Here is an 18,811-nt window from a genome sequence, read left to right as displayed (position 1 = left end):
GGGCGACCAACCCAAGGGCCGAGGTTGCTATTACCTTTTTCATTTCTGCTCCTCTGTAAAAAACTTATTTGTCATATCTGGCAGTGCCACACCGGCGCCGACTTTTAATCAAGCGTTCAAAACACCGGGTGACCATTGATCAGGCTAGGCAACCACGTCGAGAACATCGGTACGTACGTCACGATGTTGATCGCGCTGAAGATAGCCAGGTAATAAGGCCACGCCACCTTGGTGGTTTCACCTATCGACACATTGCCGATCGCGCAGCCGATGAACTGCACCGACCCGATCGGCGGATGCACGAGACCCAATGCACAATTCAGCAAAATCATGATCCCGAACTGAACGGGGCCGACGCCGGCATGCATCGCCATCGGCAGGAACAGGGGCGTGGTGATCAGGATGTGCGCGGCCATGTCGACGAACGTGCCGAGAAAGATCTGGATGATGTTGATGTAAAGCAGCATCAACCATGGCAAGCTCGTTGCCCCATCGAGCATGTGCTCGATGGCGTCGGGAATCTCCAGATAGGCCATCTGGTAGCGCAGCATGTTCGACACGCCGATCAGCAGCAACACCACGCCAGTGGTTTTAGCGGCCTTGGACAGCGCATGAAAGAGCTTCTTCATCGTCATCGTGCGATAAATGACGATCGTCAGCACTAGCGAATAAGCCACTGCGATAGCGGCGGCTTCCGTCGCTGTAGCAATACCCTTGGCCACGCAGACCAGAATGATCGCGATCACCATCAAACCGGGCAATGCACCCAGAAACGTGCGGGCCACCGCGAACCAGCCAGGAAAGCGCTGTAATTCGGTCGAGCCGTCAGGGCGACGCGGATAGCCGAACTTGACCGCCTGCCAGTACGCGGCGATGAGCACGAAACCCATCACCCACAGCACCGGCAACAAACCAGAAAACAACAGATCGCCGATCGACACGCCGCTCATCTGGTGACCGTTCAACGTCCCGGTGATGCCTTGGGCCGCGAACGCATAGATGATCATGTTCGTCGAGGTGGGCATCAGCGCGCCCGCCAGCGACGAATGGGTTGTCACGTTGACCGCATAGGCCGCGCTGTAGCCTTCGCGCTTCATCAGCGGAATGACGACGCCGCCCATGGCGGAGGTGTCTGCCGTCGGCGAACCGGACACGCCGCCAAACAGCGTGCACGCGACCACGTTAGCCATGCCGAGCCCACCGCGGAAATGACCCACCGTGGCCTGCGCAAAGCGCAGGATGCGGTCGGCGATACCGCCGTGCAGCATCAACTCGCCGGAGAAAATGAAGAACGGGACGGCGAGAAACGAAAACGCGTTCATTCCCGAAATCATCGACTGCATGGCGGTGGCCGCCGGCAAGCCTTCATACAGATACGTCAGGACGCACGAGAGTCCCAATGCGAACGAAACAGGAACCCCGAATACGAGGAAAACGAGGAAACTAACTGAGAGGATGGCAAGTTCCATGATTCTTCTATTTTTGTTTCTGTGCGAAAAGCCCCAGCAGGTTCTCGAACGAGAACAGAGCGATGCAGGCGCTGGCAATGACCGGAATCAGATATCGAAGCGCTTCCGGAAGGCCCAGGATCGGGATCTTGTCGTCCATCGTCGTCTCCGCCATCTGCCAGCAACCAAAGAAAATCGCCACGGCTAGCACGATCAGGCAAATATGCTGGAACGCATGGGCGATCGTCTGGCCTTTCGGCGGCAGCTTCTTGACTAGCGAGTCGAGCCCAATGTGGCCGCCCTCGCGAACTTTGAGCGCGGCGCCGAACATGGCGATCACAATCACCAGCAGGAGGGCAATGGGTTCGACAAAATCCGGTGCATCGCTGAAGACATAGCGCATCACGACGCTATAAATTACCAACAGGCACAGCGTGGCGAGACTCGCCGACGCCACGACCACCAGCACGCGGAAGAGAAAATCGTTTGGGCGTTTCATGAATCTCATTGACCCCATCCTTGCATACGGCGGACTTATATTTGATCTTCAGGAATCCTGCCAAGCCTCACCGGCTCAGGAAACCGCACCGTGGGAAAAACCGGCAGCCCGTGCTGCACGGCCCTTCCCCACCGCGTTACGTCCAAACTTATTTGACTGCCTGGATTTCGTCGACGAGCTGCTTCATTTGCGGCGTCTTTTCATACTTCGCCCAAACCGGCTGCATCGCCTTCACGAAAGCAGGACGGTCGATCTGCGACGCGGTAACGATCGTCGCGCCACCCTTGGTGACCGTCTTTGCCGCGTCGCTTTCACGCGCGGTCCACAGCTTCGTGTAGTAAGGCACGGAGTCAGCCGCCGCCTTCTTGATGATGTCCTGTTCCTGCGGCGTCAGCGTGTCCCACACCTTCTTGGAGAACACCAGCACTTCCGGCGTCATCGAATGCTGGGTTTCGGAATAGACCTGCGCGACTTCGAAGTGCTTGGTCTCTTCGTACGACGGCAGGTTGTTTTCCGCGCCATCCACCAGACCCGTCTTCAGGCCCGTATAGACTTCGGCGAACGGCATCGGCGTCGGCGTGCCGCCCATCGCCTTGATTTCGTCGACCATCAGATCCGACGGCTGCACGCGCACCTTGAGGCCCTTCATATCGGCGGGCGAATGGATGGCCTTCTTCGCGTACATCGAGCGCGCGCCGCTCTCATAGAACGTCAGCGCGATCATGCCCTTCGCCTTGAAGGCGTCGAGAATCTTCTGGCCTTCCGGGCCGTACATCACTTTGCGGAAATGGTCGATGTCGCGGAACAGGAACGGCAGCGACGGAATCATCGATTCAGGAACGATCTCGTTGAACGCGGCACCGTTGGCGCGCGCCATGTCCAATGCGCCGATGCGCACCTGATCGATCGTGTCGTTTTCGGAACCCAGCGCGCTGTTGCCGAAGACCTTGACGGAATCCTTGCCACCGGTTGCCTTGCTGATTTCTTCACCCATGTATTTCACGGCCATATTGGTCGGATAGGTGTCGCCATGCACGTCCGACACCCGGAACACGCGCGCGTGTGCCGACACGGTGCTGAATGCCAGCACGGAGGCCGCGACAATCATCGAAACACGGGAAGAGGCAAACTTGTTTTTCATCGTGACATTCCTTGAAATTAGATCATCCGAATGCGGAGGACCGCTTGCGAAGGACCGCTTTCGCGGGGTCGCTTACGGAGGGCCCCTTATGGATGCGACATGGTTTTGATGCGTCTCCCGGCTCCACGCACGCACCCCCTCTGGGTAGCGAGCGGTTTGCCGTGCTGGCCTGTTCTACTTCCCCGGCACAGATGCTCAGCACTCCTGTCAGACAACTCGACTTCTTTACTTCGACTGCTTCGGCATGAATCCCGCGCGCGTTGGTCATGCGCGTAGAGAACACTGGCCTCTTTGTCCGGCAGCCCAAAGCTATCTCGAAAGGAATTTGTTTGGGCTCATATGTTGTACGACGACATATGAAGTCTATAAAACGTGGTTTGAGTTGTACAGCCGGTATTTACCCGCACGACAGCGGGTTGGACGTAAGAGTTTCCGGGTCAAAATCCGACATCAAAGTCATGCCAGAAGGGGAACCGAGCAAAAGTCCCACCTCACGGATTTATATTTTTCGTAGAGAGGAAGATGACCCGAAAGTGGCATTTTTGCCACTATGTTGTACGACAAGTGATGAATAAAAGGCTGCGACTGTTGGGCGCCGACGTGCTAATTCCCCGGCGCCCCACCTCATTCACGTCGCTTATTCAGAGTTCGCCCGCGTATTCGGGCTCGGGCAACCCGGTCACGCCGGGGCGAACGGCAAACAGGTGGCCGTCGTGTTCGCTCGCGCCCGTCGCGGGACGAATCGACGTCACGAACAGCGTGTCCAGATTCCGGCCGCCAAACGCGCACATTGCCGGCTTCACGGCCGGCACGGCAATCTGCCGATCGAGCTTGCCTTGCGGCGTAAAGCGCAGCAACAGGCCTGCGTCGTTTGCGCAAATCCAGTAGCAGCCGTCTGCATCCACCGCCGCGCCGTCGGGGCGACCGACGTAATCATGCAGATCGGCGAATACGCGCCGATTGCGCGGCTCGCCCGCTTCGACGTCGTAATCGAAGGCCCAGATTTGCCGGCGCAGAGGATGCGAGTCCGACAGATACATCGTGGTCCCATCGGGCGACCACGCCAGACCGTTTTGCGTGATCAACGCGTCGACAACCGGCTCCGAGAGCACGCCGCGCTCGTCGAAACGATAGAGCGCGCCCGCAGGATTTGCCGCAGCCATGTCCTGCACCATCGTGCCGGACCAGAAGCGCCCTTGCCTATCGCAACGACCGTCGTTGAAGCGCATATCGTCGAAGGCGAAGCGCGGCGCGGCGAGCTTTCTGCCCGTCACCTTCATCGCTTCGCCGCGGGGCGCGCCTTCAGTCAGCGTGACCGCAAAGAGCCCCGTCTCACAGCCCGCCAGCACCGTGCCGCGATGATCGAAAGCGATGCACGCCACCTTCTCCGGCAATTGCCACTCGGTGCGCTCAGCCGCTTCGAGCCGCAGCCGCACGATCTTTTGCGCAGGAATATCCACCCAGTAGAGCGCCTGTTCAGCGGCACGCCATACCGGGCTCTCGCCGACTGACGCGGGCGCCTGCCCTGCCGCTTCGACACGCTCCACCCGCGGCTTCGTCAAGCCGCTCACCGCTTCGGCTCCATCGGACCGGCCAGCACGAACGGACCGCCCTGGAAATGCTGCGTCGGATCGTCGAGCTCGGCGGTAGGCGCTGTGACCGGAAAGAGGTGCTCGAACTCGACCGAACTGTCCTGCGGACGAAAACCGAGGAACGCCGCCTTGGTGTTGTCGACCCACTTGGTCCGGTTATCCGAGACGCCATAAACGATTGCGTGCCCGACCCGGGTGGTAAACAGCGAGCAACGCACCAGTTCGATAAAGTCGCGGAAGCTCAGATAGGTGACGAGCATGCGCGGATTCTTCGGCTGCTCGAACGACGAGCCGATCCGCAGACACACCGTCTCGAGACCGAAGCGGTCGAAGTAATAGCGCGACAGCGATTCGCCGAAGCACTTCGTCACGCCATACAGGCTGTCGGGACGCAGCGGCGCGTCGATATCAACCACCGACGTCGTGGGATGAAAACCCACGGCATGATTCGAGCTCGCGTACACGATGCGCTTCACGCCCTGCTTCTGCGCGGCCGAATAGAGGTTGTACAGACCGAGGATATTCGCTTCGAGCAGATCTTCGAACGGCGCCTCGACGGAGATGCCGCCCAGATGAACGACCGCATCCACGCCTTCCAGCAGCGCGTGAACGGCGGCTTCATCCGCGAGGTCCACGATCGATGCTTCTTCATGCGCTGCCACTTCGCCCAGCGGCGCGATATCGGTGACGCGCACTACGTCGGCCCACGCAGCGAGCGCACCGCGCAACTGCTGGCCGAGGTTGCCGGCAGCGCCGGTGAGCAGAAGACGGCGGAAAGGTTTCTGCGCCGCCGGGCGGTCAAGGTTCGAGTCAGTCATGTCTCAGTCTTTGTCGTGATTACGATCGGTACTATCAGGTCACCGGCGCCGGATTGAACAGCACCAACGCATTGTGGAGTTTGAGTTTCTCCGCGCAGGTCTCTTTACGTCCGCTTGCGACGTCGAGCATCAGGCGGAACAGCTCCCAACCCACGTCTTCGATCGTCGCGGCGCCGGTCGCAATGGTACCGGCGTTGATGTCCATCAGATCGTGCCAACGGCGCGCGAGATCGGAGCGCGTCGCGACCTTGATGACGGGCACTTCCGCGAGGCTGTACGGCGTGCCGCGGCCGGTCGTGAATACATGCAGGTTGATGCCCGCCGCGACCTGCAGCGTGCCGCAGATAAAATCGCTCGCCGGCGTGGCCGCGTAAATCAGGCCCTTCTGCTTGACCTTTTCACCGGGCGACAGCACGCCGGAGATGGCCGAGTTGCCCGACTTGATGATCGAGCCCATCGCCTTTTCAACGATGTTCGACAAGCCGCCCTTCTTGTTGCCGGGCGTGGTGTTGGCGCTGCGGTCCGCGCCGCCGCGCTTCAGATAATCGTCGTACCACTGCATTTCGCGGATGATCGCAGCCGCCACATCCGCATTGGCCGCGCGCGCCGTCAATTGATCGACACCGTCGCGTACTTCGGTGACTTCGGAGAACATCACCGTCGCCCCGGCGCGCACCAGCAAATCAGTAGCGAAGCCCACGGCGGGATTAGCGGTCAGTCCGGAAAAAGCGTCGCTGCCGCCGCACTGCACGCCGATCACCAGATCGGAGGCCGGGCAGGTCTCGCGGCGGCGATTGTTCAGCCGCTTCAGATGGCCTTCGGCCATTCTCATGATCGACTCGATCATCGACTGGAAGCCGACGTGCGCCTCGTCCTGAAGCACCACCACGTCGCCATTCAAATCGGCTTCGACGTCGCCGATGTCAGCCACTTCGGCGACATTCGCAGCAGCGGCAATCGGAATCGTGCCCGGCGGCATCAGGCGTTCAGGCTGCAGCTTCTCGCAGCCGAGGCTGACCATCATCACTTCGCCGCCGAAATTCGGATTCAGGCTGATGTTGCGCACGGTACGAATCGGCACCATTGCGTCCGGGGCGTCGATCGCGACGCCGCAACCATAGGTGTGGCCGAGACTCACGACATCGTCGACGTTCGGATAGTGCGGCAGCAGTTCGGTCTTGATGCGCGTGACCGCGTGCTGAACCACATCGGCCACGCATTGCACCGTGGTCGTGATCGCCAGAATGTTGCGCGAGCCGACCGAGCCGTCGGCGTTGCGATAGCCTTCGAACGTGAAGCCTTCCAGCGGCGGCATCTCCGGCGCCTTGATGGTGGCAATCGGCAGATCTTCCAGCCCCGGCGGACTCGGCATGCGAATCACGTGCTCGTTGATCCAGCTACCCTTCGGCAAATCCTTGAGCGCGTAGCCGATCACCACGTTGTAGCGGATGACCTCGTCGCCTTCCGCGAAATCGGCCAGCGCGACTTTGTGCCCCTGCGGAACACGCTCGCGCAGCGCGAGGCCATCGGGAAATACGGCGCCCTCACCCAGACCGCCGTCATTGACGACGATCGCGACATTGTCATTGGGGTGAACGCGAATGTAGAGCGGGGTTTGTTCCATGACATCGATCCTTGTGGCGATTTCACGCCTGCTGCGCCAATCGTTGCGCCAACTGTTGCGCCAATCATTCATACGTCATCCTACAACATGAAAGATTGCCCAGACGTTCCGTATTTACCCTATGGCGCGCATTATGCCGTGAAAACACCGTTGAGTTAGCCGAATTGTTGTTGTACGATGACGTATAAGAAATCATCATTTCTAAATACCGACCCCATTCGACGCCCTGGATACTCATCATGACGACACCGCAGGAACTGAAGCAGATCGTTTCCGAAGGCCTTCTGTCCTTCCCCGTTACCGACTTCGACGAACTAGGCGATTTCCGCGCCGACACCTATGCCGAGCGCCTCGAATGGCTCGCGCCTTACGGCGCGTCGGCGCTGTTCGTCGCCGGCGGCACGGGCGAATTCTTCTCGCTCACGCATAACGACTACTCGAACGTCGTGCGTACGGCAACCGAAGTCTGCAAAGGCAAGGTACCGATTCTCGCCGGTGCCGGCGGTCCGACCCGTGTCGCAATTGCTTATGCCCAGGAAGCCGAACGTCACGGCGCGAACGGCATTCTGCTGATGCCCCACTACCTGACCGAAGCCTGCCAGGAAGGCATCGCGGCGCACGCGGAAGAAGTCTGCAAGTCCGTGCCGAACTTGGGCGTGATCATCTACAACCGCGCGAACTCCAAGCTTAACGCCGACATGCTCGAAGGGCTGGCCGAGCGCTGCCCCAACCTGATCGGCTTCAAGGACGGCGTGGGCGAGATCGAGAACATGGTGTCGATCCGCCGCCGTCTCGGCGACCGCTTCTCCTACCTCGGCGGCCTGCCGACCGCTGAAGTCTACGCCGCGGCCTACAAGGCGCTGGGTGTGCCGGTGTACTCGTCGGCCGTATTCAACTTCATCCCGAAGACCGCGATGGACTTCTACCGCGCGATTACCGCGGACGACCACGCGACCGTCGGCAAGCTGATCGACGAATTCTTCCTGCCGTATCTGGCGATCCGCAACCGCCGCCAGGGCTACGCGGTCAGCATCGTGAAGGCCGGCGCGAAGCTGGTCGGCCACAGCGCAGGTCCGGTGCGCGCACCGCTGACCGATCTGACCGAAGAAGAAATGGCGCAACTCGACGTGCTGATCAAGAAGCTCGGCGCGCAGTAATGCAGCAAGGCGCCAAGCCGCGCGAACCTGGCCGAACCTGGCTCGAGCACGCGGCACCGTAAAGAGCGCCCGGGACGGCAACGTCGCCGGGCGCTTTTTCACTGATAAAAATTCAGGAGATGACGATGGAAATGAGCCGCACCGCGAGCCCCGCCCACGTCGCAAAGCGCACCAAGGTCCGCTACGCGATTCTGTTGCTGATCTTTGTGATCACGACATTCAATTACGCGGACCGCGCCACGCTCTCGGTAACCGGATCCGCGATGCGTGCCGAGTTCGGCTTCGACGCGATCAAGATGGGTTACATCTTCTCCGCGTTTAGTTGGGCCTATGTTCTGTCGCAATTGCCGGCAGGCTGGCTACTCGACCGCTTCGGCGCGCGGCGCGTCTACGCGGCGAGCATTTTCCTGTGGTCGTTGTTTACGCTGCTGCAAAGCTCGATCGGTCTGCTGGGCAGTGCAGCCGCAGCCGTCACCGCGCTGTTCGTGCTGCGCTTTGCAATGGGCGCCGCTGAATCGCCGGCGTTTCCGGCCAATGCCAAGGTCGTGGCCAGCTGGTTTCCCACCAACGAACGCGGCACGGCCTCCGCCATTTTCAATTCAGCGCAATACTTCGCGGCAGTCATTTTCACGCCGCTGATGGCATGGCTGACCCATGCGTTCGGCTGGCACGCGGTCTACCTCGTGATGGGCGCGGCCGGACTGTTACTCGCCCTCACCTGGCTGAAGGTGATGAAGAACCCCGCCGATCATCCGCGTGTCTCGCGCGCCGAACTCGACTACATCGAACAGGGCGGCGGCGTGGTGAACGGGCACACGAAAGCCGCCCGGGCTGAGGACATCGCCAGCATCGGTGGCTGGTCGCTGGTGCGTCAGTTGCTGACCAATCGCATGCTGCTCGGCGTCTATCTCGCCCAGTACTGCATCAACGTGCTGACCTACTTTTTCCTGACCTGGTTTCCGATCTACCTCGTGCAGGCGCGCGGCATGACGATTCTGCAGGCGGGTCTGGTGGCATCGCTGCCCGCGATTTGCGGATTCTCCGGTGGCGTGCTGGGCGGCATTCTGTCCGATGGGCTGATCCGGCGCGGACATTCGCTCACCATCGCGCGCAAGGTGCCGATTGTCGGCGGCATGCTGCTGTCGGTGTGCATCATCGGTTGCAACTATGTTTCGACCGACTGGATCGTCGTCGCGCTCATGTCGCTCGCGTTCTTCGGCAAGGGCATCGGCGCACTCGGCTGGGCCGTGGTGGCGGATACGTCGCCGAAAGAGGCGCTCGGTCTGTCGGGCGCCATCTTCAATATGTTCGGCAATGTCGCCGGCATCGTGACGCCCATCGTGATCGGCTATCTCGTCGCGAAGACCGGGTCGTTCAACGGCGCGCTGGTTTTCGTCGGCCTGAATGCCCTGCTGACGGTGTTCAGCTACCTCGTGATCGTGAAAGACATCAAACGGGTCGAACTGCGCCGGGGCTAGCAGTCAGGCTGTTATCGTACTTCCCGGGGCGCCTGCAAAATAACGCGGCTTGTCCGCCAGGCGCCTGAAACCGGGCATCGACGCCAGGTCCGACACCGATGCCGAAAATGATCCGGCGTTTATATAATCAGTCGTCAGACGACGGTATAATGAATCGCAGGAAGTACCTGCAACTATCTGATTCAAGGGGCGTTTTCGATGGCTACACCACTGGCATCCGCAGCACCGCCACGGCGCGCGCGTAATCTTGCCGAGTTTGTCGTCAGCTACGTCACCGAGCAAATCGCGTCCAACGCCTTGAAGCCCGGCGACAAACTGCCGACCGAATCGCAATTGATGGTCACGCTGAGCGTCAGCCGCACCGTCATCCGTGAAGCGATTTCACGCTTGCAAGCGGGCAAGATCATTGAGACGCGCCATGGCATCGGCAGTTTCGTGCTGGAACCGCAACGCGAAAAACTGGGCATCGACATGGTGCCCGCCACCACCTTGCGCGACGTGCTGTCGATCCTGGAACTGCGCATCAGCCTTGAAACGGAATGCGCGGGTCTCGCCGCTCAACGGGCCAAGCCGGACGATCTCGCGCGCATGCGCACCGCGCTCGACGCGATCGAAGCCACCCGCCACAACGGGCTGGATAGTGTCGATGCCGACCTGCAGTTCCATATCTCCGTAGCGCGTGCAACTGGCAACCGGTACTTCGTCGACATCCTCACGCAAATGGGAAGTGCGCTGATTCCGCGCAACCGGCTCGATTCGGCGGGGATCGCGCGTGCTGAACCCGACGCGTATCTGTCGCTCGTCAATCTGGAGCACGAAAGCATTCTCGAGGCGATCACGCGGCACGACGCCGAAGGCGCGCGCGCGGCGATGCGTATGCATCTGTCGAATAGCCGCGAGCGGCTGCGGCGTGCCAACGAAACGGCTGAAGCAAATAGCTGATTCCTTGCGCTGAACACGCACTGATTCATCGCGCTGGATGCAAAAAAATGGCCGGGATATCCCGGCCATTTTTTTGTCTCACGCGGCGCCCACCTGGGCGCCGCTTACAGCATCGCTTAGCTGCGCGTGATCTCGCCATCGCGACGACGCCACAGATCCAGCGGGTTGGCGTCGGCCAGCGCTTCCGGCAGCAGATCGGCCGGGAAATCCTGATAGCACACCGGACGCAGGAAGCGCTCGATCGACGTCGTCCCCACTGACGTCGCCCGGCTGTCGGACGTGGCCGGGTACGGACCGCCGTGCACCATCGCGTGCGAAACCTCGACGCCGGTCGGGAAACCGTTGACCAGAATCCGGCCGGCCTTGCGCTCGAGAATCGGCACCAGCTTCCTCGCCGCCGCAAGATCCGCGCTATCCATTTGCACCGTGGCGGTCAACTGACCGTCAAAGTGCTCGGCAACCGCGAGCAACTCCTGCTCGTCCTTGCAGCGCACGATGGTCGACGCAGGCCCGAAAACCTCGTCCTCCAGCGCCGGCGTGGACAGGAAGGTCAGCGCGTCTGTCACGAACAAGGCCGCGCAAGCCTGCGTCGGTCCTGTCGCGTCAATGCCTCGGGCAACCGCCTCGACGCCTCGCGTTGCCGCCAGCTTGTCCTCGCCCTCTTCATAGGCCGCATGAATGCCGGCTGTCAGCATGGTCTGCGCCGGCTTGCCGCTCAGCGCCTCGGACGCCGTTGCAACGAAACCTTTGAGTGCGTCACTGTCGACGGCGATCGCAAGCCCCGGGTTGGTACAGAACTGCCCCGCGCCGAGCACCAGCGAATCGACGAAGCCACGCGCGATGGTCTCACCGCGTTGCGACAGCGCATTCGACAGCAGGAACACCGGGTTGATGCTGCTCATTTCCGCGTAGACCGGAATCGGCTCGGCCCGTGCAGCCGCGACGCGCATCAGCGACGTGCCGCCTGCGCGCGAACCCGTGAAGCCCACCGCCTTGATCGCCGGATGCGCGACCAGTGCTTCACCGACGGAATTGCCGGCGCCGACGATCATCGAGAACACTCCTTCAGGCAAGTCCATGTCCTGCGCGACTTGCTGAATCACACGGCCGACCATCTCGGAGGTACCCAGGTGAGCACGATGCGCCTTCACCACCACCGGGCAGCCCGCCGCAAGCGCCGCTGCAGTGTCGCCGCCCGCCACCGAAAACGCGAGCGGGAAGTTGCTGGCGCCGAATACGGCGACCGGGCCCAGCGGAATCTTTTGCATCCGAAGGTCGGAACGCGGCAGCGGCTTGCGCTCAGGCAACGGTGAATCGAGCGTGGCGGCGAGCCATTGGCCGGCGCGTACGACTTGCGCGAACAGTTTGAGCTGGCCAGTCGTCCGGCCGCGCTCGCCTTCGAGGCGCGCCTTCGGCAGGCCGGACTCTTCGTGCGCACGCTGGATCAACGCGTCGCCGAGCGCCGTGATGCCGTCCGCGATACGCTCGAGAAACTCGGCGCGCACCGTGAGCGGCAGATGCCGGTACGGGTCGAACGCTTTCTGTGCGAGTTCACAGGCGAGTTCGACATTCGCGACCGAGCCGCTGCCGAACACCGGCTCGGCGATATCGGATCCCGTGGCGGGATTGAACGCACGCATAGGTTTTTCCTCGCCGCGCACTGCTTTGCGGCCAATCAGCATTTCGCCGGTAATAGACATTTCGCTTTCCTTGGATGGACATCTAAGATATAGGTCATCCTATAACATTGAATGACCTGCAGCAACCTGAAACCCTTGCTCCGCGAGGAATTCGGGTTTACGTGGCCGTTACAACCTATCAGGCCGATGCTAATCTTCATTAAGATGTACGACGACCTATAACATTTCATTCAGCAAACGTCGGAACTTGCCAGCTTACCTGCCCGCTCAATCGCAGCTCGAGGAGACACCCATGACAGCCGCCACGCCGTACCAGCCTTTGCCCAATAGCTTTCGCCGCGCCGTCTGCGGCGGCGAAACCCTGATCGGCTGCTGGGCTTCGCTTGCCAGCCCGATTGCTACGGAGCTGCTTGGCATTGTCGGCTTCGACTGGATGCTGCTGGATGCCGAGCACGCACCGAACGACGTTCTGACGCTGATCCCCCAGTTGATGGCGCTCAAGGACAGCCCGAGCGCGCCTGTGGTGCGCCCGCCGGCCAACGACAGCGTATTCATCAAACGTCTCCTCGACAGCGGCTTCTCGAATTTTCTGGTGCCGTTCGTCGACAGCGCCGAAGACGCAGTGCGCGCTGTCGCCGCAACGCGTTACCCGCCTCAGGGCATCCGCGGCGTCTCGGTGAGCCAGCGAGGCAATCGCTATGCGACCGTCGCCAATTACTTCGACATCGCTAACGACAACGTCTGCGTCATCGTTCAGATCGAAAGCCGCAAGGCGGTCGATAATATCGACGAGATTCTCGCCGTGGATGGCGTCGATGCCGTTTTCGTCGGCCCGTCCGATCTCGCGGCTGCTTATGGCCACATCGGCAACCCGAACCATCCCGACGTGCAACAGGCCGTAGCGCGCGTCTTCGAGCGCGCCCAGGCGGCCGGCAAGCCGAGCGGCATCCTCGCGCCCGTGCAGGCCGACGCGGAGCGCTATATCTCGATGGGTTGCCGCGTCATCGCGGTCTGTGCCGATATGGGTCTACTGAAAGCCGCCGCGCAGACAGTTCAAAAACACTTCATGCAGAAACAGGCGGACCAGAAGTAAGGACGGCCGCCATGACATCTCCGGAGATTTCCATGCAAAAAGCAGGCTTTATCGGACTCGGCATCATGGGCAAGCCCATGGCCGCCAACCTTCTCAAGAACGGCGTGGCCCTCGCGGCGTTTACGCGCAGCGGCGTTCCCGACGAACTCACCCAGGCCGGTGCCGTTGCGTGTGACAGCCCGGCTGCCGTGGCCGCGCATGCCGACGTGATCTTCGTCATGGTGCCGGATACGCCGGACGTCGAACGCGTGCTGTTTGGCGAACACGGCCTCGCTGAGGCCTTGCGCCCCGGACAGACAGTGGTCGACATGAGCTCGATTTCGCCGATGGCCACTCGCGACTTCGCAGCCCGCGTGCGCGAGCGCCGCGCGGACTATATGGATGCACCGGTTTCAGGTGGCGAGGTCGGCGCCAAGGCCGGTTCGCTGACCATCATGGTGGGTGGCGAGCCGGCAACCTTCGATAGCGTCAAGCCACTCTTCGACATGATGGGCAAGAACGTCACGCTGATCGGCGCTGTCGGCGCGGGCCAGGTGTGCAAGGTGGCCAATCAGGTAATCGTCGCCGCGACGATCGAGGCCGTCGGCGAAGCACTGCTGCTCGCCTCCAAAGCGGGCGTCGATCCGGCACGCGTGCGCGAAGCACTGATGGGCGGCTTTGCGTCTTCGCGCATTCTCGAAGTACACGGTGAACGGATGACGAAGCGCACCTTCGACCCGGGCTTCCGGATCGAGCTCCACCAGAAGGATCTGAATCTCGCGCTCTCGACGGCCCAGGCGCTCGGCGTCTCCTTGCCGAACACGGCCACCTGCCAGCAGCTCTTCAACGCCTGTGTGGCGCATGGCGGCAAGGCATGGGACCACTCCGCCATGGTGCGCGCGCTCGAAATACTCGCCAATCACGAGATCGGCCAGAAGACCGCCTAAACCCGCAAGTTGAATAACGTGATCATCGGTTCGACGACTTGCAACACTACGATCGTCGATCAACGTTAAGCGGGAACTAAAACAAATGGCGGCGTCCAAGGACGCCGCCATTTCCATTACCCGGCGCGCTTCGAGCGCCGGCCCTAATCGCTACTCACCTGGCCGCAGCACCCGCCGCCATCCAGCGCGGATCGGGCGTCTTGTCACCGCTTCGGGCCAGCAGGCACACCACAGCCGCCGCGACGATGTCGAATACCGCCAGCACCACAAACAACGGGCTGTAGCCGATCTGCGTGACCAGCACGCCGAACAGCGCCGTGAACGCCGCTGCGCCCAGGTAACCCGCCATGCCGCCCATGCCTGTGGCAGTGGCAACTTCGTTCTTGCCGAACATGTCGGAGGTAATCGCGTACAACGCACCCGACAGCGTTTGGTGAGCAAAGCCGCCAATGCACAGCAGCGCGACGGCCGCATAAGGACTTGCCACCAGCCCGACGCAAGCCGGCCCGATCATGCAGAGCGCGCCAACGACGAACACCATCTTGCGCGACGTGAACAGCGAAACCTTCGCGTACTTATGAAACAGCGGGCTGAGGTAACCGCCGAGCACGCAGCCAATATCCGCCGCCAGAAAAGGCATCCACGCGTACAGCGCGACTTCCTTCAGGTTCATGTGCCGCTCGGTCATCATGTACAGCGGAATCCACGCGTTGAACGTCTGCCAGGCCGGCTCGGAAAGAATCCGGGGAATGCCGATCGCCCAGAAGTCGCGACTGCCGAGCATGGATGCCCAACTGCGTTTGACCGCGCCGGCATCGCTGTGCTTTGCCTCCTGCCCGCTGAGGATGTAATCGCGCTCCGTGTCGCTCAACAGCTTCTGTTTCTGCGGGTGCTTGTAAAGCAACATCCAGAGCGTGCTCCAGACAATCCCCGCCACGCCGACGATCAGGAAAGCCCATTGCCATTGCCCGTGCAACAACGCCCAAACGACCAGCGGTGGCGCAAGCAGCGCGCCGACGGACGAGCCGATATTGAACCAGCCGATCGCAACGGAACGCTCCTTGGCTGGAAACCACTCGCTCGTCGCCTTGACGCCGGCCGGGATGCCCGCCGCCTCAGCGATACCGAGCACGCCACGGAAGAACGCCAGGCTGCGCCAGCCCGTCGACCATGCCGCCGCGGCACAGGCCAGCGACCAGGCCAGCGCGAACGCCGCGAAGCCGATCTTGGTGCCGACGGTGTCGAGCACATAGCCCGCGACCGGCTGCATGAATGCATAGCAAAGTTGCCACGCCACCACGACATGCGAATACTGCGCGGTGGTGATGTTGAGGTCCTTCATCAGCGTCGGCGCCGCGACCGACAACGTATTGCGCGCGAGGTAATTGATGATGAGCCCGGCCGCGACCAGGCTGACCATCCACCAGCGGATGCCCTTGATTTTCATGACTGCGTCTCCTCGTATTCCTTAACCAATCAGAACGGCCGGCCCACGGTGTCGTTGCCCGTGGTGTCGTCGCGCGAGTAATCGATGCCGACGAAGCTGCCGCCCTGGTAACGCTGACCCAAGGCATCGAGCGGATTCGGCCGCGCCAGGATTTCCTCGGCGTAGGCTTCGGCGTCCTGAGTCGGCTGATAACCGAGGCGCTCGGCGCCGCTGTTGTCCCACCAGCTACGCGTGTTGGCTGACACGCCCCACACGGTGATGAACCCGATGTCCTCTGCCTCGACACAGCGATCGAGGAAATGCAGCAGGTCTCGATGACCAAACCAGGTGCTCAGGTGTCGCTGCTCGGTCGGCCGCTCGAGGCAACTGCCGATGCGCACGCAAATACTCTCGATACCGTGCTTGTCCCAATACATTCTGGCCAGTGCTTCGCCCCACACCTTGCTCAAGCCGTAGAAACCGTCGGGGCGCAGTGCGCAATCGAGACTGAGATGGTCGGTGACCGGATACATGCCGATCGCATGGTTCGAGCTGGCAAACACCACGCGCCGAACGCCTTGCCGGCGCGCACCCTCGTACACCTCGACCAGCGCGCGCAGGTTGTTGTCGATGATTTCGGGCAGCGGACGTTCCACGCTCGTGCCGGCGAAGTGAATCAGCACGTCGACGCCCTCCAGCAGGCGATCCACGACGGCGGGGTCGCGCAGGTCGCCGTGCATCACGTCCTCGCCTTCCACTAGCGGCACGAGGGGCTTCGAACCCGCGGCCGAACGCAAGGGGATGCCGCGGCCGACCAACGCCGTCCGCACTACCGAGCCGAGCTGGCCGCCGGCTCCACTCAGGGCAATCTTCTTCATAAGGATCCTTTACAGCGCCGCGCGCGATTAGAGCCGGAGGACGGCAAGCAGTCGAGCCGTGGCGGCAACGGGCTGGAACCAGCCCTTAGTTGTACGATAACGTACTATCTTCGATTCCAAGGTGGATTTCAACCGGGCATTTACCCGTACAAACGCCAGCCGCTTGGCGATTTATCTTTTGCAAACAAGTATCTATGTCACACATCAATTTATGTGACGTCGTATAACTTGATGCGCAAATTAATGCCTGGTCATACGTCATCCAGCGCATACGGTCGGTTGGTTCGATGGGCACCGATGCTTGAGCGCGCGCCGTCGAGCACGCGTAGACTTGACGCGCATGCGCGCGATCGAACTGCGGCGCCCCGCGGCGAAGTCGCCCTTTCCACCCCGTTCTCCTTTCGGCGCAGCACCATCCCATGCCAGATGCCCACCGTTCCGTGCTTTCCGTTGCCGTGCCGGCCGAATCCGGCGTGGCCCGCATATACGATGCCCCGGACCTCGCGGACGCGTACGCCGTCCGCTTGCCGGACAACGCAATCGACGACCCGGAATTGCTCGCGCGCTTTATGTTCGCCCATCAGGCGGGATGGATAGCGAAACTGCTGGGGCTGCGTGATGCGTTAGTCGCCCGCTTCGGGCTCAAGACGTCGAAGCAGTTGCGCATGGCGAATCCACCCGGCTCAAGGGATCGGGTCGACATCTTCCGAATCTACACGCGCAGCGCACGCGAGATCATTCTCGGCGAGAACGACAGCCATCTAGACTTCCGGCTTTCGATATTGCAGCAAACGCGCGATACGCACGAGGGCAGCGCGCGCTATCTGATTCTGTCCACGGTCGTGCACTGTCACAACGGGCTTGGGCGTTTTTATATCCTCGCCATCGCTCCGTTCCACCGGTTGGTGGTTCGCTCGACGTTGCGCCGAGCGGCGCGCATCGGCTGGCCAACTGCCTGAGCGGCGGCCATCGTACGCGGGTACGGGTGCGGCCAGCGCGGGATAATCTCCCTTCGCCAGCCGCACTTGCTACGTCAGCGCATTACGAGCCGATGAACTCCAGTAGATCGGCATTCACTTTGTCCGCCTCCACAGTGCACATGCCGTGCTGCCCGCCCGGGTAGACCTTGAGCGTGGCGTTCTTCACGATCTTCGCCGTCTTGCGGCCTGCGGCATCGATCGGCACGATCTGGTCGTCGTCGCCATGCAATACCAGTGTCGGCACGTCGATCTTCTTCAGGTCTTCCGTGTAGTCGACTTCGGAGAACTGTTTGATGCAGTCGTACAAGCCCTTGATCGACCCGACCATGCCTTGTGCCCAGAACGAATCGATCACACCTTGCGACACCTTCGCGTTCGGACGGTTATAGCCGTAAAACGGCAACGCCAGATCCTTGAAAAACTGCGAACGATCCGCCTCGACACCCTTGCGGATGCCGTCGAACACGTCGATCGGCGTGCCCTCGGGATTGCCCTCAGTCTTGAGCATCAGCGGCGGCACCGCGCCGATCAGCACAGCCTTCGCCACACGTTTCGTACCGTGACGGCCGATGTAGTGCGCGACCTCCCCGCCTCCGGTCGAATGGCCGACCATCGTGGCGTCCTGCAGGTCGAGGTGTTCGATCAGCGCGGCAAGATCGTCGGCATAGGTGTCCATGTCGTTGCCGTCCCACGTCTGCGCCGAACGGCCATGGCCGCGCCGGTCGTGCGCGATCACGCGAAACCCTTTGCTGCCGAGGAACAGCATCTGCGCGTCCCAGGCGTCCGCGGACAACGGCCAGCCGTGCGAGAAAACAACCGGGCGCCCTTTGCCCCAATCCTTGTAGAAAATTTCCGTACCGTCTTTCGTGGTGATCGTGCTCATCTGTCGACTCCTTTGGATGAAGTCTGCCGTCACCGGCAGGTGGATGAAGCGTGACGCTCAAACCGGTCGGGCAGCACAAGCCGTGCCGCCCAACGAAAATCGTTAACAGCGAATGCAGGACGAACTTGACGCGCGTGAGTGGGACATGGGAGGGAAACAACCAGCCGATGCTCGAGGAGACGCTCGCTCAAGCATGACACGGCCTGCAACGCATTTTGATGACGGACACACGAAGAACCGGATCGGTTCACGTGGTATTCGAAATGACTATCAGGAATGAAACAGC

The 18,811-nt window shown here is 61.4% G+C and carries 16 protein-coding genes; 6 read left to right on the top strand and 10 right to left on the bottom strand.

The annotated features are described in order from the left end of the window. Positions 1-116 precede the first annotated feature (116 nt). The 6 genes from M0D64_RS35505 to garD all read right to left on the bottom strand — a co-directional run bounded on the left by M0D64_RS35505 (position 117) and on the right by garD (position 7,122). On the bottom strand, positions 117-1,469 hold the full coding sequence (locus M0D64_RS35505) for a TRAP transporter large permease (RefSeq protein WP_097396902.1): 1,353 nt from the start codon (positions 1,467-1,469) through the stop codon (positions 117-119). 7 nt (positions 1,470-1,476) lie between these two features. After that, a complete protein-coding gene (locus M0D64_RS35500) occupies positions 1,477-1,956 on the bottom strand; it encodes a TRAP transporter small permease (RefSeq protein WP_054040219.1) in 480 nt (159 codons plus the stop codon). A gap of 139 nt (positions 1,957-2,095) precedes the next feature. Then, positions 2,096-3,088: a TRAP transporter substrate-binding protein gene (locus M0D64_RS35495; protein WP_054040221.1), complete on the bottom strand. Its 993-nt coding sequence runs from the start codon at positions 3,086-3,088 to the stop codon at positions 2,096-2,098. A gap of 641 nt (positions 3,089-3,729) precedes the next feature. Further along, a complete protein-coding gene (locus M0D64_RS35490) occupies positions 3,730-4,659 on the bottom strand; it encodes an SMP-30/gluconolactonase/LRE family protein (RefSeq protein ID WP_266261211.1) in 930 nt (309 codons plus the stop codon). Then, positions 4,656-5,498, bottom strand: coding sequence for an NAD(P)-dependent oxidoreductase (locus tag M0D64_RS35485; RefSeq protein WP_266261210.1), 843 nt, complete (start codon positions 5,496-5,498; stop codon positions 4,656-4,658). Before M0D64_RS35485 ends, M0D64_RS35490 begins: the two co-directional genes overlap by 4 nt. A 34-nt stretch (positions 5,499-5,532) precedes the next feature. Beyond that, entirely contained in the window at positions 5,533-7,122 is a 1,590-nt protein-coding gene (garD, locus tag M0D64_RS35480; RefSeq protein ID WP_154566060.1) for a galactarate dehydratase, read from the bottom strand. A 239-nt stretch (positions 7,123-7,361) separates the two neighbouring features. Here garD and kdgD point away from each other — a divergent pair, with 239 nt between their 5' ends. The 3 genes from kdgD to M0D64_RS35465 all read left to right on the top strand — a co-directional run bounded on the left by kdgD (position 7,362) and on the right by M0D64_RS35465 (position 10,699). Further along, positions 7,362-8,279, top strand: coding sequence for a 5-dehydro-4-deoxyglucarate dehydratase (gene kdgD / locus M0D64_RS35475; RefSeq protein ID WP_266261209.1), 918 nt, complete (start codon positions 7,362-7,364; stop codon positions 8,277-8,279). 125 nt (positions 8,280-8,404) lie between these two features. Beyond that, a complete protein-coding gene (locus tag M0D64_RS35470; RefSeq protein WP_266261208.1) occupies positions 8,405-9,757 on the top strand; it encodes an MFS transporter in 1,353 nt (450 codons plus the stop codon). 198 nt (positions 9,758-9,955) lie between these two features. Then, a complete protein-coding gene (locus M0D64_RS35465) occupies positions 9,956-10,699 on the top strand; it encodes a FadR/GntR family transcriptional regulator (RefSeq protein WP_266261207.1) in 744 nt (247 codons plus the stop codon). Between the two features lie 116 nt (positions 10,700-10,815). Here the strand turns inward: M0D64_RS35465 and M0D64_RS35460 are convergent, their stop codons facing one another. Beyond that, the gene (locus M0D64_RS35460; protein WP_266261206.1) at positions 10,816-12,399 is read right to left on the bottom strand and encodes an aldehyde dehydrogenase (NADP(+)); all 1,584 of its coding nucleotides are present in this window, start codon (positions 12,397-12,399) and stop codon (positions 10,816-10,818) included. A 232-nt stretch (positions 12,400-12,631) separates the two neighbouring features. On the opposite strand from M0D64_RS35460, the gene garL reads away from it, so the two are divergent. Both garL and M0D64_RS35450 read left to right on the top strand, forming a co-directional pair. Next, on the top strand, positions 12,632-13,432 hold the full coding sequence (garL, locus tag M0D64_RS35455) for a 2-dehydro-3-deoxyglucarate aldolase (RefSeq protein ID WP_266261205.1): 801 nt from the start codon (positions 12,632-12,634) through the stop codon (positions 13,430-13,432). An 11-nt stretch (positions 13,433-13,443) separates the two neighbouring features. Further along, entirely contained in the window at positions 13,444-14,358 is a 915-nt protein-coding gene (locus tag M0D64_RS35450) for a 2-hydroxy-3-oxopropionate reductase (protein WP_266261204.1), read from the top strand. A 154-nt stretch (positions 14,359-14,512) separates the two neighbouring features. On the opposite strand, the gene M0D64_RS35445 is transcribed toward M0D64_RS35450, so the two are convergent. Next, complete coding sequence (locus M0D64_RS35445; protein ID WP_266261203.1) at positions 14,513-15,805, bottom strand: MFS transporter; 1,293 nt, start codon at positions 15,803-15,805, stop codon at positions 14,513-14,515. 29 nt (positions 15,806-15,834) lie between these two features. Further along, on the bottom strand, positions 15,835-16,662 hold the full coding sequence (locus M0D64_RS35440; RefSeq protein WP_266261202.1) for an NAD(P)-dependent oxidoreductase: 828 nt from the start codon (positions 16,660-16,662) through the stop codon (positions 15,835-15,837). Between the two features lie 419 nt (positions 16,663-17,081). Between M0D64_RS35440 and M0D64_RS35435 the strand changes: the two genes are divergently transcribed. Continuing rightward, the gene (locus tag M0D64_RS35435) at positions 17,082-17,621 is read left to right on the top strand and encodes a DUF2867 domain-containing protein (RefSeq protein WP_154566051.1); all 540 of its coding nucleotides are present in this window, start codon (positions 17,082-17,084) and stop codon (positions 17,619-17,621) included. Positions 17,622-17,703: 82 nt separating this feature from the next. Here the strand turns inward: M0D64_RS35435 and M0D64_RS35430 are convergent, their stop codons facing one another. Continuing rightward, on the bottom strand, positions 17,704-18,525 hold the full coding sequence (locus M0D64_RS35430; RefSeq protein ID WP_200567330.1) for an alpha/beta fold hydrolase: 822 nt from the start codon (positions 18,523-18,525) through the stop codon (positions 17,704-17,706). Positions 18,526-18,811: the final 286 nt, after the last annotated feature.

The organism is Paraburkholderia sp. WS6, assembly GCF_030464835.1.
GTDB lineage: Bacteria > Pseudomonadota > Gammaproteobacteria > Burkholderiales > Burkholderiaceae > Paraburkholderia > Paraburkholderia madseniana.
Note: the sequence above shows the minus strand (reverse complement) of the source record. Positions and strands in the feature narration are given on the sequence as shown.

Coding starts and splice junctions, on each gene's coding strand:
- M0D64_RS35505 (WP_097396902.1), bottom strand. CDS start 1,469: ATGGAACTTGCCATCCTCTCAGTTAGTTTCCTCGTTTTCCTCGTATTC.
- M0D64_RS35500 (WP_054040219.1), bottom strand. CDS start 1,956: ATGAGATTCATGAAACGCCCAAACGATTTTCTCTTCCGCGTGCTGGTG.
- M0D64_RS35495 (WP_054040221.1), bottom strand. CDS start 3,088: ATGAAAAACAAGTTTGCCTCTTCCCGTGTTTCGATGATTGTCGCGGCC.
- M0D64_RS35485 (WP_266261210.1), bottom strand. CDS start 5,498: ATGACTGACTCGAACCTTGACCGCCCGGCGGCGCAGAAACCTTTCCGC.
- garD (WP_154566060.1), bottom strand. CDS start 7,122: ATGGAACAAACCCCGCTCTACATTCGCGTTCACCCCAATGACAATGTC.
- kdgD (WP_266261209.1), top strand. CDS start 7,362: ATGACGACACCGCAGGAACTGAAGCAGATCGTTTCCGAAGGCCTTCTG.
- M0D64_RS35470 (WP_266261208.1), top strand. CDS start 8,405: ATGGAAATGAGCCGCACCGCGAGCCCCGCCCACGTCGCAAAGCGCACC.
- M0D64_RS35465 (WP_266261207.1), top strand. CDS start 9,956: ATGGCTACACCACTGGCATCCGCAGCACCGCCACGGCGCGCGCGTAAT.
- M0D64_RS35460 (WP_266261206.1), bottom strand. CDS start 12,399: ATGTCTATTACCGGCGAAATGCTGATTGGCCGCAAAGCAGTGCGCGGC.
- garL (WP_266261205.1), top strand. CDS start 12,632: ATGACAGCCGCCACGCCGTACCAGCCTTTGCCCAATAGCTTTCGCCGC.
- M0D64_RS35450 (WP_266261204.1), top strand. CDS start 13,444: ATGACATCTCCGGAGATTTCCATGCAAAAAGCAGGCTTTATCGGACTC.
- M0D64_RS35445 (WP_266261203.1), bottom strand. CDS start 15,805: ATGAAAATCAAGGGCATCCGCTGGTGGATGGTCAGCCTGGTCGCGGCC.
- M0D64_RS35440 (WP_266261202.1), bottom strand. CDS start 16,662: ATGAAGAAGATTGCCCTGAGTGGAGCCGGCGGCCAGCTCGGCTCGGTA.
- M0D64_RS35435 (WP_154566051.1), top strand. CDS start 17,082: ATGCCAGATGCCCACCGTTCCGTGCTTTCCGTTGCCGTGCCGGCCGAA.
- M0D64_RS35430 (WP_200567330.1), bottom strand. CDS start 18,525: ATGAGCACGATCACCACGAAAGACGGTACGGAAATTTTCTACAAGGAT.